This is a genomic window from Bacillus sp. FSL K6-1000, assembly GCF_038630785.1.
Lineage (GTDB): Bacteria > Bacillota > Bacilli > Bacillales > Bacillaceae > Bacillus > Bacillus safensis.
This window is the reverse complement of the sequence record NZ_CP152042.1, coordinates 1113017-1127578: the sequence shown is the minus strand read 5'-3', so window position 1 is coordinate 1127578 and position 14562 is coordinate 1113017. Positions and strand designations below refer to the sequence as shown.

Annotated in this window: 15 protein-coding genes; 2 read left to right on the top strand and 13 right to left on the bottom strand. The window is 41.9% G+C overall.

Features of this window, described 5'->3' with window-relative positions:
* Entirely contained in the window at nt 1–939 is a 939-nt protein-coding gene (locus MHI46_RS05625) for a beta-ketoacyl-ACP synthase III (RefSeq protein WP_024425052.1), read from the bottom strand.
* A gap of 171 nt (nt 940–1110) precedes the next feature.
* On the opposite strand from MHI46_RS05625, the gene MHI46_RS05620 reads away from it, so the two are divergent.
* Nucleotides 1111–1344 carry a hypothetical protein gene (locus MHI46_RS05620; RefSeq protein WP_039177793.1) on the top strand — a complete coding sequence of 78 codons (234 nt, stop codon included), beginning with the start codon at nt 1111–1113 and terminating at the stop codon, nt 1342–1344.
* A gap of 10 nt (nt 1345–1354) precedes the next feature.
* Here MHI46_RS05620 and MHI46_RS05615 read toward each other — a convergent pair whose 3' ends face one another.
* The 4 genes from MHI46_RS05615 to MHI46_RS05600 all read right to left on the bottom strand — a co-directional run bounded on the left by MHI46_RS05615 (nt 1355) and on the right by MHI46_RS05600 (nt 4009).
* Nucleotides 1355–1552 carry a ComZ family protein gene (locus tag MHI46_RS05615; protein WP_024425054.1) on the bottom strand — a complete coding sequence of 66 codons (198 nt, stop codon included), beginning with the start codon at nt 1550–1552 and terminating at the stop codon, nt 1355–1357.
* 13 nt (nt 1553–1565) lie between these two features.
* On the bottom strand, nt 1566–2528 hold the full coding sequence (locus tag MHI46_RS05610) for a BMP family ABC transporter substrate-binding protein (RefSeq protein WP_058838840.1): 963 nt from the start codon (nt 2526–2528) through the stop codon (nt 1566–1568).
* A gap of 91 nt (nt 2529–2619) precedes the next feature.
* Nucleotides 2620–3195: a nad binding enzyme gene (locus tag MHI46_RS05605; protein WP_342503162.1), complete on the bottom strand. Its 576-nt coding sequence runs from the start codon at nt 3193–3195 to the stop codon at nt 2620–2622.
* 73 nt (nt 3196–3268) lie between these two features.
* Nucleotides 3269–4009 (bottom strand): hypothetical protein, encoded by a 741-nt coding sequence (locus MHI46_RS05600; RefSeq protein WP_047201782.1) that lies wholly within the window; start codon nt 4007–4009, stop codon nt 3269–3271.
* 212 nt (nt 4010–4221) lie between these two features.
* On the opposite strand from MHI46_RS05600, the gene MHI46_RS05595 reads away from it, so the two are divergent.
* Entirely contained in the window at nt 4222–4416 is a 195-nt protein-coding gene (locus MHI46_RS05595; protein ID WP_003211779.1) for a YjzD family protein, read from the top strand.
* Between the two features lie 125 nt (nt 4417–4541).
* On the opposite strand, the gene MHI46_RS05590 is transcribed toward MHI46_RS05595, so the two are convergent.
* The 8 genes from MHI46_RS05590 to argJ all read right to left on the bottom strand — a co-directional run bounded on the left by MHI46_RS05590 (nt 4542) and on the right by argJ (nt 14561).
* Complete coding sequence (locus MHI46_RS05590) at nt 4542–5807, bottom strand: MFS transporter (protein WP_024426491.1); 1266 nt, start codon at nt 5805–5807, stop codon at nt 4542–4544.
* Nucleotides 5808–5967: 160 nt separating this feature from the next.
* The gene (locus MHI46_RS05585) at nt 5968–6147 is read right to left on the bottom strand and encodes a YjzC family protein (RefSeq protein WP_008348517.1); all 180 of its coding nucleotides are present in this window, start codon (nt 6145–6147) and stop codon (nt 5968–5970) included.
* Between the two features lie 102 nt (nt 6148–6249).
* A complete protein-coding gene (argF, locus tag MHI46_RS05580; protein WP_251181123.1) occupies nt 6250–7200 on the bottom strand; it encodes an ornithine carbamoyltransferase in 951 nt (316 codons plus the stop codon).
* Entirely contained in the window at nt 7197–10277 is a 3081-nt protein-coding gene (locus tag MHI46_RS05575) for a carbamoyl phosphate synthase large subunit (RefSeq protein ID WP_342503161.1), read from the bottom strand. Before MHI46_RS05575 ends, argF begins: the two co-directional genes overlap by 4 nt.
* Entirely contained in the window at nt 10270–11331 is a 1062-nt protein-coding gene (locus tag MHI46_RS05570) for a carbamoyl phosphate synthase small subunit (RefSeq protein ID WP_039177774.1), read from the bottom strand. The genes MHI46_RS05575 and MHI46_RS05570 overlap by 8 nt, the downstream gene beginning before the upstream one ends.
* Nucleotides 11332–11401: 70 nt before the next feature.
* The gene (locus tag MHI46_RS05565; protein WP_144495211.1) at nt 11402–12553 is read right to left on the bottom strand and encodes an acetylornithine transaminase; all 1152 of its coding nucleotides are present in this window, start codon (nt 12551–12553) and stop codon (nt 11402–11404) included.
* Nucleotides 12550–13326 carry an acetylglutamate kinase gene (argB, locus tag MHI46_RS05560; RefSeq protein WP_342503160.1) on the bottom strand — a complete coding sequence of 259 codons (777 nt, stop codon included), beginning with the start codon at nt 13324–13326 and terminating at the stop codon, nt 12550–12552. Before argB ends, MHI46_RS05565 begins: the two co-directional genes overlap by 4 nt.
* A 14-nt stretch (nt 13327–13340) precedes the next feature.
* The gene (gene argJ, locus MHI46_RS05555; RefSeq protein WP_126682022.1) at nt 13341–14561 is read right to left on the bottom strand and encodes a bifunctional ornithine acetyltransferase/N-acetylglutamate synthase; all 1221 of its coding nucleotides are present in this window, start codon (nt 14559–14561) and stop codon (nt 13341–13343) included.
* Nucleotide 14562: the final 1 nt, after the last annotated feature.

Below are 14562 nucleotides of genomic sequence, written 5' to 3'. Positions count from 1 at the left end.
TTATCGGCCCCATCGCATAGCGATTGCGCCCCAAGTTAATCCGCCGCCAAAACCAACCATTACAATCACATCGCCGTCATGAATTTTTCCGGCTTCGATTTCTTCACATAGTGAAATTGGAATAGAAGCTGCTGATGTGTTTCCATATTTATGGACAGTCTTCGACATTTTTTCAACTGGCAGCTCTAAGCGTTCGCGTGCTGCTTCCATAATGCGAATATTTGCTTGATGCGGGATCAAGAAGTCAACGTCTTCTTTTGATAGTCCAGCTTTTTCAATGACGTTTACACTTGACTCGCCCATTTGTCTTACAGCAAATTTAAATACTTCTCGTCCATTCATGATTGTATGATCTTTTTCATCTAAGTACAAGTGCTTACCGCCGCTTCCATCTGCTCCGAGTTCAAATGATAGAATTCCTTTGCCTTCGCTGACTTCTCCCAGCACAGCAGCGCCAGCTCCATCTCCAAACAAAACAGCTGTATTGCGGTCATCCCAGTCGGTAATGCGAGAAAGTTTTTCAACACCGACGACAAGCACGTGTTTGTAAGTTCCTGATTCGATAAATTGTTTTCCAGTAACAAGCCCATACATAAAGCCAGCACACGCAGCGCTAATATCCATTGCACATGCTTTATGTGCACCGAGCTGCTCTTGAATCATACAAGCGACTGTCGGAAATGCTTGATCTGGCGTGACTGTCGCCACAAGAATCATATCGATATCTTCTGCAGCCACATCTGCGTCAGCTAATGCTTTTTTTGCAGCAGCAAGCGCCATATGAGATGTATTGACATCATCAGATGCAATTCTTCTTTCTTCTATACCTGTTCTAGTACGAATCCACTCGTCAGAAGTTTCAACCATTTTTTCTAAATCATGATTTGTTAATACTTTTTCAGGTATATAGCGGCCAAGGCCAATAATTCCAGCATTCATTGAATAAGACTCCTTTTACTCATACGAGCATGTGATATTGTGATCTTATATTAGTATCTGGTACTAATTTTACCTTATTTTTTTCTTCTTGGCAATACAAACGTCTAACCTTTCCTCTCACTTTTTTCATAGATTAATGATATATACCAATAGTAGAAAGGAACATGTGATATGGCGCAAAAAGATATTTTCTCAGCAATGATGTTTGGACAGCCGATTGAAAAGGAGAAAAGTAAGTCAGAGGCAAAGGAGGAACGTGCGGAGACATCTTCAAGTGATGACTCAATTGACTACATGCATGTCATGAATCAAATTGGGAACATTATGAACTCCATCGATGAGCTGAAGCCTGTGTTTAAAGATGTTGGTCCTATGATTAGTGCCTTCAAGAAAAAATTATCATAAAAAAAAGCCACTATTCTGTGGCTTTTTCTGATTCTGCATCTGCTTTTCCAAGCTCGTATGCTTCCTGCATGACAGATGTAAATAATGTTAGCAGTGGCTGAAGCGCTTCAGGCTCAAGCTGAATCCCTGCTTTATCTAATTCTTCCTTTGCCTGCGGAAAATACTTCATAGCAATTTGTAAAAATTCCATCGATTTTTCGTGCTGCATGATCGTCGTCTCCTCACTTTTCATTTGGCAGTTTGCCAGTTTTTTTGTAAGACGCAATATCACTTTCAATGTCTTTCACAAAAGCGTCGTCAATGGTGGTGCTAAATTTCCCCATCTCGATCACTCCTTCTTTAAAATCAAAGGAGTACTCACCTTGTTCATTTAGCTTGCCTTCATTAAATTTCTTTGCAATGATGCTGTACGCTTTATCAACATGCTGGACAGTGCTCGTTAAAACCGTATGACTTCCGAGGTTGGATTGATCGGTCACGTACCCGATCGCTGATAAATTATCGGCTTTGATTTGTTCAATGACAGGGATATTATAACCATCACCTGCGGGATACACAACATCTACACCCTGCTTTTTTAATTTTTGATAGAGCTCCACCGCTTTGTCAGCATCATCCCAGTTTTCGACAAACTCTGCTAACACTTGTACATGTTCATCTTGATATTTTGCCCCTTTGATAAAGCCGTCTACCTCACTTTGCCAATCATATGTAGCAAGAATACCAATCTTTTTTGTTTTAGACATATGTGCAGCTGTCATGCCTCCGAAAAAGCCCATCGCTTCACCTTTAAACGTCACGTTTGTGACATTGTCCGCCTGAGGCTTGTTTCCATTGACCGTAATAAATTGTATGTTTGGATAATCTTCACTGATCAAGTTGAAAATTTCACTGTATTCATTGCCATGGCCAATAATCAAATTGACTCCTTTTTTATGGAATTCTTCAATGGCATCAACGATTTTCTCCTTGTCGACCATTCCTTCCTTATAATAAACATCTACACCAAATGTTGATTGGATACTTAATAAGCCTTTATAACCTTTCGTTCCCCAAACTTGATCATTGATCGTATCGGGGACGAGTAAACCCACCTTCTCAATTTTTCCTTTTAAAGGCGCCTGCGAGCAGGCAGATAATAGAAGAAGGAACGAAAAGATCATGACAAGCCGCTGGTACTTCATGCCATGTTCAACTCCCTTTTGCAACATGCAGTGATGAACCTGTATGTTAAATATAGGTTTATTTTATACTGAAAAAAGATAAGATGGAAGATCATTCTTGCTTTTTGTCGAAAAATGTTGAGTTTTGTCTTTTCCATTCAGCTATCATATCTTCTGCTTTTTTGTCATCTGTTTCGCTTTCTACCTTCAATTCATACGTCATGTCCTGTCTTTGACCTGTGTCTGATGCCCATTGTAACAAGTTCTTCGCTACATCTTCTACAAAAAATGAATCTGCACGCTTTGTTTGATCTTCATTGAGTGTCCATGGTCCGAACATGTGAGGAAGAATAACTGCCGGTACATTCTGTTTTGCTGATTCGTTTTCAGGTTTATCAAAAAGAATCCGGTACATGCCATGCTTTGCTTTGATGTCTTCCTGTCTGTTATGCGGTTCCTCTGATTGAATAAAAACGAGGTCATACGTGTCTTTGCTATCCTGAAGGTCAATGACACGAACGAGATCATTTCTGCCCAGCCACATCATCCGCTCTTCTAACAGTCCTTTTTGTTCTTCTTTAAAATCATGAGGACGCGTGATATCCACTTGAATGCCCTCTTTCATCATATATTCACAAAGTGTCAGGCCAAAAAACTCATCTGCCCCTATGATCAGTCCTGTTTCCATGTTCATGTCCCCTTTTTTAATATCGAATAAAAAGAAGAGCCCTTTCTATGAAGGGCTGTTATCATCCTATTCATCACAATTCTCTTTCATGCGATTTATAAAACTTGTGAATGGATTGAAAGATTCTTCTCGGATGATCAAACATATGCAGTGTGAGATCGATCTGACAATGTTCTGGATTTTTCATATGCTGATCAATAAAAGGTTTTGCGTGAAGTTCATATGCATAAGGTGCACCGTTTAGTCTTTGCCATATATGAATCGGCACATGAGCAGAATGAACAGGGCAAGAAGGCAGTGGATACGTTTCAGCTTCCTTTTCAGAACAGCCATAGCTCTCTGCTAACTCTTTGATCAGCTGCTTGTAAAAGAATTTGTGTTCCTTTTCTCTTTCTCGTTGTGCATCCAGATTCAGACATGGATTCATCATCGCAATGGACCTTAACACTTCAGGCATCTCCTCAGCAAGGCTCATGGCAACAAGTGCGCCCATTCCCTCTGCGAGCACATGAATTTCCCGGTTTAATATTTCTTGTTTTAATGTGTGATGCACGAGCTGCTTGGCACTAAAAACAGCATCTTCGCATCCCCAGTGATTCCCATGAAGTTGACTATTAAACAATGTATATCCTTCATCCTTTAAGGCAGTTAAAAGCTGGTTTCTTCCATAATGCTGAAGCCAGAATGATGTATTTTCCTGCACAAAGTGATTTCGGTCACCGAGGATTAGAATGCCAAAGCCATTTGGTTTTTGAGGAAGGTGAATGATGTTCCACTGGGAACCAAGCTGGAAAAAACGTTCGCTTACACCCATATGGCCAGCCTCCTTTCAGTGATTCTGCTTTCTATGATATGAACAACAACTCTTGTAGGAATAAGGAAATCCCCTAAAGACAGAAGAATTCTTTTTATTTTTATAGCAGAAGGTCTAAAAATGGTCACATAAAGGCGGAAAACAGTCTTTTCCCTTCACTTGCATCTATGGTATGATAATCAATAGATTGTTACATAAAGGACGGTGGGATTATGCATTATATTATCACCCTCATTTGGACTTTTCTGCTGACACATATGGCTGGTTACATCGTTGCCTCTATGAATGGAGCTGCTTATGATTTTACGCTCACTTCCATTCTTGCAGTTGTGTTTACGGTTATTTTATTCATCTTTGCTGAAGTAAGTCCAATGAAAGAAACGGAAAGTTCAACAAAACACTCTTAATATGCAAGAAAACGATTTGTGAAAAAGAGCTAAAATGATGTTTAGCTCTTTTTCTTTTTTTCTGCGTGATTGAAAAGCGGCATGCTAAAACCCCCTGTCTATAACATACAGGGGGTTTTTATTGTTCACACCTCGACGGTTTCGGACTTTTGTTTGTCCGCTGTCAAATGGCTTTTCGCAAGCCCTGTAAACAGGAAGATCGCGATACCTGATAAAATTTCAAGGATTCCTCCGCCAGCAATGACAGGTCCCGCTCCAAATCTTTCTGCCAGAACGCCTGATACGACAGCTGCAAGCGGGAGAAAGACATTTGATGACGCATTGATCACAGCATATACTTGCGGCTGATCCTCTTGGTCAACAGACGTCTGAATAATGACCATTTCCGGTACATTGATCGCACTGACAGCAGCTCCAAAAATAAAGGAAGCAAGCAGAACGACCGGCAGCCATGTACTCATCCCTGTAATAAAGAACGCAGCCCCTTCAATCATGCCAGCGACAATAAAGAACAAACCAAATCTCTTAATTTTGACCTTCGCTAGAGCAAAGCCCATCATAAACGCGCCCACTGCAGCAACGCCTCTTAAAATGGAATACACCATGGAGTCGCTTTGCAGCGCTTCTGCTACGTATACCGCTGAGAGCGCCTGCCACGGAGCTGCTGCGACATTCATTAAGATACAATACAGTGTGAGTGCAAATAAAATGTGATGGTTTTTGACAACGAGAAACCCTCTTTTTAAGTTATACAAATATGTATTCTTCGCTTGTTTAATGCCTGCTGCTTTTTCTTCATCGGTTTTCTTCAGCTTAACCCCGATAATAAACAGACCAGAAATAACAAATAAAGCAGTGGTGATCAGCAGGGTATCAGCAGGTCCAATTAATTTAACCAAAAGACCAGCCACCATGACTGCTGCAAGTGCAACAATCTCAAAAGAAGATTGCAGGATCGCATTTGCTTTTTGAATGAGATGCTTTGGAACAATCTGCGGTAAGATGGCCACCGAAGCTGGATTATATGCTGCACCTGTTGCCGATTGAATAACCATTAATGAGATCAATAACCATAGAGGCAATAGATGCGAAAAGTGCAGAAGTGGAATAATGAGTACAATTGTTGCTCGAACAACATCTGAAGCGAACATCCATTTAGACAAATGATGCTTTTTCATAAGAGGTCCTAATATTGGGGCTAACAAAGATGAAGGGAGAACAGTTACTGCTAGAAGAAGTCCTGTACCGAGCGCTCCATCCCCTCTTAAAATCAATAGCCAAAGGACGGATGTAAAAGCAAAACTTTCCCCTGTGTTTTTAATGAGTCTTGATATGAATAATGAGGTGAAGCGTTTATTCCAAACACTTTCACTGAGATTCATCTTTTCCATCACACAAATCCTTTCAACAATATTTTCCAATTACACATTTTAGTTTAATTTCCATACTATTTATTTGAAAATTGGAACTTAATTGCTTTTTATTATAAAGAAAAAAGAGGCATGACACATGCCTCTAAAGACTTATTCCTTATGACTCTTAGTCAATTGCTTACGGCTTTCTTTGGTAAGTCCAAACACGATTATGGTTCGAGTTATCAGGAAAGACATCGCCTGCTTTAAGCTTAATCTTTAAAGGATCTTTCACCATACTGCCAGTTTCACCGATCTCGATATACACACCATTATTTGGTGCTTTATTCCCTGATTTAAATTGATGCTGCTGACCCATTTTCATCCTCCTTTCTCGATTGATGTTATTATGTCCCGTCCCTTGCCTCTCCAATCCTTTATGCAAAAAGTCCCTGCTCATACGAGTCAGGGACACTTTGATTTATTTGGATGGTTGATACATAAGTTCTTTCATTAACGCTTTTTGCACATGCAGGCGGTTTTCTGCCTGCTGAAATACTTTTGAGTGCGGCCCGTCAATAATATCTGCCGTCACTTCTTCACCTCGATGTGCCGGGAGACAATGAAGGAAAATATAGTCCTTTGCCGCATGATTTATCAGTTCGTCATTGATTTGATATTCTTTAAATTCAGCAAGACGTTTCTCTGTTTCTGCTTCCTGGCCCATGCTTGTAAACACATCTGAATAAATAACATCTGCATCTTTTACAGCTGCGACAGGATCTGTCGTCACGGTCACTTCTGCACCTGATTGTTTCGCAAACTCACGGGCAGTGTCTGTTACTTCTTGAAGTGGTTCATAGCCTTTTGGTGATGCAATCGCAATGTCACATCCTAGCTGCGCACAGCCGACCATCAAGGAGTGCGCCACGTTATTTCCGTCACCGATATAGGCGACTTTGATTCCTTTTAACGTGCCTTTTGTTTCTTTAATCGTTAATAAATCAGCAAGGGCCTGACATGGATGTGAGTAGTCAGTTAATCCATTAATGACTGGAATAGACGCGTATTGTGCAAGCTCTTCAACCTTCTCATGCTCAAAGGTTCGAATCATAATACCGTTGACATAGCCAGACAGCACCTGCGCTGTATCACTGATGGTTTCCCCTCTGCCAATTTGCAAATCATTTGAGCTGAGGAAGAGCGCATGTCCTCCTAGCTGCGTCATCCCCGCTTCAAACGAGACACGGGTTCTAGTCGAAGATTTTTCAAAGATCATTGCTAACGTTTTTCCTTTGAATAAATCTTGATATGGGTTTTGTTTCATTTCTTCCGCTTTTTCAATTAAATAAGTAATCTCATGGATTGAGAAATCTTTTAACGATAAAAAGTCTTTTCCGTATAATGCCGGTTGCACGTCGATTTGACTCATGCCGTCACTTCCTTTTTATATAATTCATGGAGCGATACTGGTGACACATCTCCATTTTTCCCTTGCAGGAATGCTTGAACTGTTTCATATTCGGTTAGGACTTGAACACCGTGTGTGAGTGCTTTTACACGCTGCTCTTTTGCCTCTTCATCTTCTCCTAAATGAATATGAAGGGATTTATCTTCATTCTGCAGCCAGGATTCAAAGCTGCCAGTCCAGACATCAAAGCCTGCATGTTTCGCTTCATCGATCAATTGCTCACTGCCTTGTATAAAGAGGCTTCCTTTTTTCTTCCAGATCGGTGCAAACACTTTTTTCAAGGCGCTTTCGGCGTTCTTGCCTACACACATTCCTTCTCCTGTCGCTTTCATTTCAGGTGTCAGCTTGAGGTCAATATCTTGAATGGCATGCGATGAGAACACTGGGAATTTGACCGCTGTCCCCCCTTTGTTTTTCGTTGCAGGGTTTAGCTCTTCAAGCGCCGCACCAGCTAATAATTGAGTGGCCATTGGGATCATATCAATGCCCATTACCTTACTGACGACTGGAACAGTCCGGCTTGCCCGCGGATTCACTTCTAATACAAGCGCCTGATCACCTTTGATGACAAATTGGATATTCATAATGCCCTTGAACGCTAATTTCTTCGCTATTTGTTCAGACGCAGTATGCACCTGCTGTTTGATATCTTCACTGATTGAGATGCTTGGTAAAATGGCAAAGCTGTCACCTGAGTGCACGCCCGCTTTCTCAATATGTTCTACGATCGTTGGAATGAAGGCTGTTTTTCCGTCAGAAATAAGATCCACTTCAACTTCTTTTCCAGTGACATACTCATCAATTAAGATTGGGTATGGCAAATGATCTGGCTGATCGAGCAGTGACGCCAAATGTGCTTCTGACTGAACAACGATCATTCCCATTCCGCCAATGACATATGATGGGCGAATTAATACAGGGTAACCGATGTTTTTCGCATGTACGAGTGCTTCTTCTTTTGAATGAGCCGTATCTCCTTTTGCGTGAGGAAGGTTCAGTTCATCAAGAAGCTGATAGAATAAATCACGGTCTTCAAGTGCATCCAGCGTAGCAAAGGACGTACCTAACAGCGTGACACCTGCTTTTTCTAAGCCTTCCGCGACGTTGATCGCAGTCTGTCCGCCAAATTGGACAATGACAAAATCAATTTGTTCTGCTTCCACAACGTTTAGGATGTGCTCTAATGTAATCGGCTCAAAATATAAACGATCTGCAATCTCATAATCAGTACTGACTGTTTCTGGATTGTTGTTCATCATGATGGTTTCAAATCCAAGCTTTTGCAAGGTAAGAACGCCATGAACGGCACTATAATCAAATTCGACCCCCTGCCCGATTCGAATCGGACCTGAGCCAATGATAAGAGCACGCTGCTTTGTTTTTTCTTGATGCTCACCATCACTTTTTCCAAAGTAGGTGGAATAGAAGTAATTCGTTTTTGCATCAAATTCCGCCGCACATGTGTCGACAATTTTAAATGAAGCAGCAATCCCGTACTCTTGACGGAGCTGCCTGATTGACTCTTCCGTTTGACCCGTAAGAAGAGCAATCGTTTCATCAAGGAATCCTTTTTCTTTTACCTTTTTCAAGGTATCTTTTGATAGCGTTCCCTTATGATCGTTCAATTCTTGCTCGAGCGTAATCATATTCTGGAACACATGTAAGAAGAATCGATCGATTTTCGTCGTTTGATGAATCGTTTCAACCGTTTCTTGTCTTGAAAGAAGCTCCACAACTGCGAAAAATCGGCGATCGTCTGGTGTTTTGATGAGTTCAAATAATTGTTCTGTCGATTGCTCTTTCAGTTCTGGCAGGTGGAAGCCCTTCGTTTTAATTTCAAGGGATGCAACTGCTTTTTGGATGGCTGATTCTAAATTCCGATCAATCGCCATGACTTCGCCAGTAGCCTTCATTTTTGTGCCTAATTGACGGTCTGCCTGTTTAAATTTATCAAACGGCCAGCGCGGGAATTTCACGACAACATAATCGAGTGCCGGCTCAAAACTAGCATAGGTTGTGCCTGTGAGCGGGTTTTTCAATTCGTCAAGCGTATACCCCACCGCAAGCTTAGCTGCCATTTTCGCAATCGGATAGCCTGTTGCTTTTGATGCAAGAGCAGATGAACGGCTGACCCGAGGATTCACCTCAATGACAAAGTATTCTTTACTGAGTGGATCAAGGGCAAATTGGATGTTGCAGCCGCCGACTACATCCAGTGCTGAAATGATTTTCAGGCTCGCTGAACGGAGCATTTGATAATCCTGATCCGTTAATGTCTGGGAAGGTGCAACGACAATTGAGTCTCCTGTATGCACACCAACTGGATCAATATTTTCCATGTTGCATACCGTGATACACGTATTTTGACGGTCTCTCATGACCTCATATTCGACTTCTTTAAAGCCAGCTATGCTTTTTTCAACTAAACACTGGTGAATCGGACTCGCTAAAAGAGCTCCTTCAACGAGCGGCTTAAATGCCTCTTCTGTTAGAGCGATTCCGCCGCCTTTACCGCCAAGTGTGTATGCTGGTCTTAGGATGACTGGGAAGCCGACTTCTTTTGCAAATTGAAGGGCATCTTCCGCATTATCCACAATTTCACTATCTGGCACAGGTTCGTTCAAATGCTTCATGAGAGCACGGAATTTCTCTCGATCTTCACCGTTTTCAATTGTTTCAACTGACGTTCCGAGCAGAGTTACCCCATGCTTTTTCAGCACACCGGCTTTTTCTAGCTCGACAGCAAGGTTTAAAGCCGTCTGTCCGCCAAGGTTGGCTAAAAGACCATCTGGTTTTTCCTTTTCAATGATTCTTGTCACTGAATCAACTGAAAGCGGTTCAAAATAGATTTCATCAGCAAATGACTCGTCTGTCATAATGGTTGCTGGGTTATTATTCACTAAGATGACTTTGTAGCCTTCTTCTTTTAAGGCCATACATCCTTGTGTTCCTGAGTAATCAAATTCTGCTGCCTGACCAATGATGATTGGACCAGACCCGATGACTAGAATGGTTTGTATGCTTTGATCTTTAGGCATGTGCGACTTCTCTCCTTGCTTGTTTCACTTTCTCAATAAAATCATCGAATACCCATTCACTTTCAGCAGGCCCTGGGTGTGCTTCTGGATGAAATTGAACTGACATAATCAGCTTTTCTTTATGAATGAATCCTTCTACAGATCCATCATTGACATGAAGGAATTTCACATCCACTTCTTTGTCATTCATGCTTTTTTCATTCACCACATAGCTGTGGTTCTGACTTGTCATAAAGACACGTTTGGATTCTGTATCCTGTACAGGATGATTCGCTCCCCTGTGGCCAAATGGCAGCTTATACGTATCCCCGCCAAGTGCTAGAGCGATTAATTGGTGACCTAAGCAGATTCCAAGTGTCGGGAATGTCATCATGATGTCATGAATCGTTTTTAAATATGGTGTCATGGTTTTCGGATCTCCAGGTCCGTTTGACAGCAGGATCGCATCTGGTTTGATCTCAAACACCTTTTCCATTTGTTTATATGGAATGACGGTTACTTTACAGCCGCGCGCTGCAAGCGAATCTGCAATTGATTTTTTAAAGCCAAAATCAATGAGCGCCACATGTTCCTCACCACTGCCTTGTGTGTAGATCTCGCTATCTGTCACCTGTGCGACGACATTGTCTTGTTTCATTGCAGGCGGCGTTTCGTTTTCGTCTACACTGAGCACAGCGTTCATCGTTCCATTTGCCCGGATGTTTTGCACGACTGCGCGCGTATCTGTATGTGTCAGAAGCGGAATATTCCACTTTTGTAAATAATCTTTTAAGCTGACCGCTGCAAGATGATGTGAAAAATGCTCTGCTGCCTCGTAAACAACCACCGCTTTTACTTGAGGCTTTTTGCTCTCAAAGTCTTCATGATTAATGCCGTAATTTCCGATCAGCGGATATGTGAAAACAATGATCTGACCTTTATAGGAAGGATCTGTGAGCACCTCTTGATAACCTGTCATACCTGTAAAAAAGACCACTTCACCTGTGATGCCAGCTTCTCCTGTCAGATCTCCTTCAAAAGAGGCTCCATCTTCTAAATTTAAATAACCTTTCATGCTTATGTCACCCCAAAATTGAATAATTAATGATATAAATGTATTTTTATACGTTTCTTTGTAAAAAAATTTACACCGAAACTGTTTTATTGGCTAATACTTGAACAATTGCTTCGATCGCTTGATCCAGCTCTGCTTTCTTCACATTCAGCGGAGGTAATAAACGAATGACATTTGGACCAGCTGGAAGCACCAGCAACCCTTGTTCTCTAAGAGCTGTGATATATTCACCGACTGGCTGACCACATTCAATACCTGCCATCAATCCTTTTCCCCGCACTTCTTTTACGATATTCAGCTGTTTGACATTTTGCAGCTTTTCTAACAAGTAATTACCCTTTTCTTTCACTTCTGAAAGAAACTCTTCTTTAAAAATTAGATCGAGTGTCGCATTCACAGCGGCCATGGCAAGCATATTTCCACCAAATGTTGTACCATGTGAACCTGGGGAGAATGCATCTCCTAGAGCTTTTTTCCCTATAACTGCACCAACTGGAAAGCCGTTTCCTAACCCTTTTGCTGCAGAGATAATATCAGGATCAAGACACGTCTCTTCGTACGCAAATGCTGTTCCTGTACGACCGATGCCCGTTTGAATTTCGTCTACAATCAGCAGTGCTTCATGCTTTTCACAAAATGCTTGAACTGCTTCTAGAAATTCTGGTGTCGCTGGATTCACTCCACCTTCACCTTGCACAACCTCCAGCATCACCGCTGCCACATCATCGACTGCACAGGCTGACATAGCGTCTGGATCATTAAACGGTACATAGTGAAAGCCTTCTAGCATAGGACCAAAGCCAGTTTTGATTTTATCTTGACCTGTGGCAGCCATACCAGCATACGTGCGCCCATGGAAAGAGTGCAAAAATGTGATGATATTTGTTTTCCCTGTCGCTTTACGTGCTAATTTAATGGCACCTTCATTTGCCTCTGCGCCGCTATTGCAGAAAAAAACGAGATCGCCTGAACTGTTTGCTGCCAGCTTTTCTGCTGCTTTTTCTTGCAGACCATTTTCAAACAGATTCGACACATGCCAGACGTGATCAAGCTGTTCCTTAATGGCTTGATTGACCTTTGGATGATTGTGGCCTAAATTTGTTACTGCAATGCCTTGGATAAAGTCTAAATATTTTTTCCCATTTGTATCGACTGCCCAAGAACCTGCTGCCTCTTTAATTTCAACATTCCACCGTCCATAATTTTGAAAAAGATGACTCACAGGACCGCCTCCTTTTGTTTTACGATTCTTGTGCCTTTAAAGGTTTCTCCTGTAAAGATACTGCCTTTGCCATTTACGATCATCACTTCATCTACATCACCTGATAAAGCACTCAAAGCGGATTGTACTTTTGGAATCATTCCCCCGGAAATAATGCCTTCATCAATGAGTGAAAGGGCTTCTTGTTCGGTGACGACATCTAATAGTTCACCATTTTTTAAAATGCCTTCAACATCTGTGACAAACATGAGCTTATCAGCTTTCATGGCTCCGGCGACAGCTGATGCTGCTAAATCAGCATTCACGTTTAAGGTTTGGCATTCTTCCGTCATAGACAGCGGCGCAATTACAGGAATGAATTGTTTCTCCATGAGTACTTCCGCCATTTCTGGATGAACTTCTTTGATTTCGCCAACGTACCCATAAACGTCTTGATCAAGGAAATCGGCGACAAGCATCTGCCCATCTTTACCGGATACGCCGACAGATGGTATATCATGCTTTGCGAGCTCTGACACAAAGTATTTATTGACTGTTCCCGAGAGAACCATTTCGGCTACCTCTAACACAGGCTTCGTTGTTTTACGCTGACCGTCAACAAATTCTGTTTTCACTTCTAATTTTTGCAGCATGTCGGTGATTTCAGGTCCTCCGCCATGCACGATAGCCAGCTTAAACCCAGCAGCTTGAAGTGAGCGGACATTTTCATAGAAGGTATCTGAAAGTTCTCGAATGACACTGCCTCCACACTTGAACACGATCGTTTTATCCATGTCTATCTCCTTCTTTATGTGCGATAGCTCGCGTTAATTTTCACATAATCATAGGTGAGATCACAGCCCCAAGCTGCTGCTTCACCATTTCCCTCACTCATTTGAATGAAAATCGTAATCTCATCCTGCTCTAGATATGCTTTTGCTTCCTCTTCTGAGAATGGCTGCGGTTCATTGTGTTTGAATAAACATTGTCCGCCTAAATAAACTTCTACCTCTTCCGGAGTGACGGAAGCTGCGCTATGACCAATGGCTCCAACGATTCGGCCCCAGTTAGCATCCGTACCATATACGGCGGTTTTGACAAGACTTGAACCAACGATTTTTTTCGCAATGATGCCGGCTTCCAAATTATTTTTAGCACCAGCGACTTTCGCTTCAATTAATTTCGTTGCACCTTCTCCATCTCTCGCAATCTCTTTGGCTAAATCCTCACAAGCTAGTTTTAATCCTTCTTTAAACAAAGGCCATTCTGGATGCTCTTCATTGAGTACATCGTTTTCTGCCATGCCATTTGCCATCACGAGCACCATATCGTTTGTCGACGTTTCTCCATCGACGGTAATTTGATTAAAGGTCACATCCGTAATGTCACGAAGCGCTTGCTGTAACGCTTCCTGTTCGACATTTGCATCTGTTGTGACAAAGCCAAGCATTGTCGCCATGTTCGGGTGAATCATGCCAGAGCCTTTTGCTGCGCCTGAAATGATGATCTCTTTTCCGTCTATCGTAAGGGTGTATGTTGTATTTTTAATGACAGTATCTGTCGTTAAGATCGCTTCTTCAAAATGGCCTTTTTCGGCTTTTGCTTCTTTTAACTCGGCGATGCCCTTTTTGATTTTATCCATCTCCAGACATTCCCCAATGACACCAGTAGAAGAAACAGCAATGTAATCAGGTACTACACCTAACATATCTGCACAGGCTGCCTGCATGTCGTACGCGTCTTTTAATCCCTGCTCACCAGTACATGCATTGGCGATGGCACTATTGACAATGACACCTTTTAATTGTCCTGTCTTTTTTAAGCTTTGTTGTGTGACTTTGAGAGGCGCAGCTTGAAAGTGACTTTGTGTGTAGACCGCTGCACTTGCTGCTGGTACTTCGCTGACGATGAGGCCAAGGTCTTTTTTTGAATAGCGCAAGCCAATGTGAATCCCCTTCGCTTCAAAGCCTTTTGGTGATGATACGTCACCGTCTATTTTGACAATGCTTTTTTCATTCAATTCGATCATG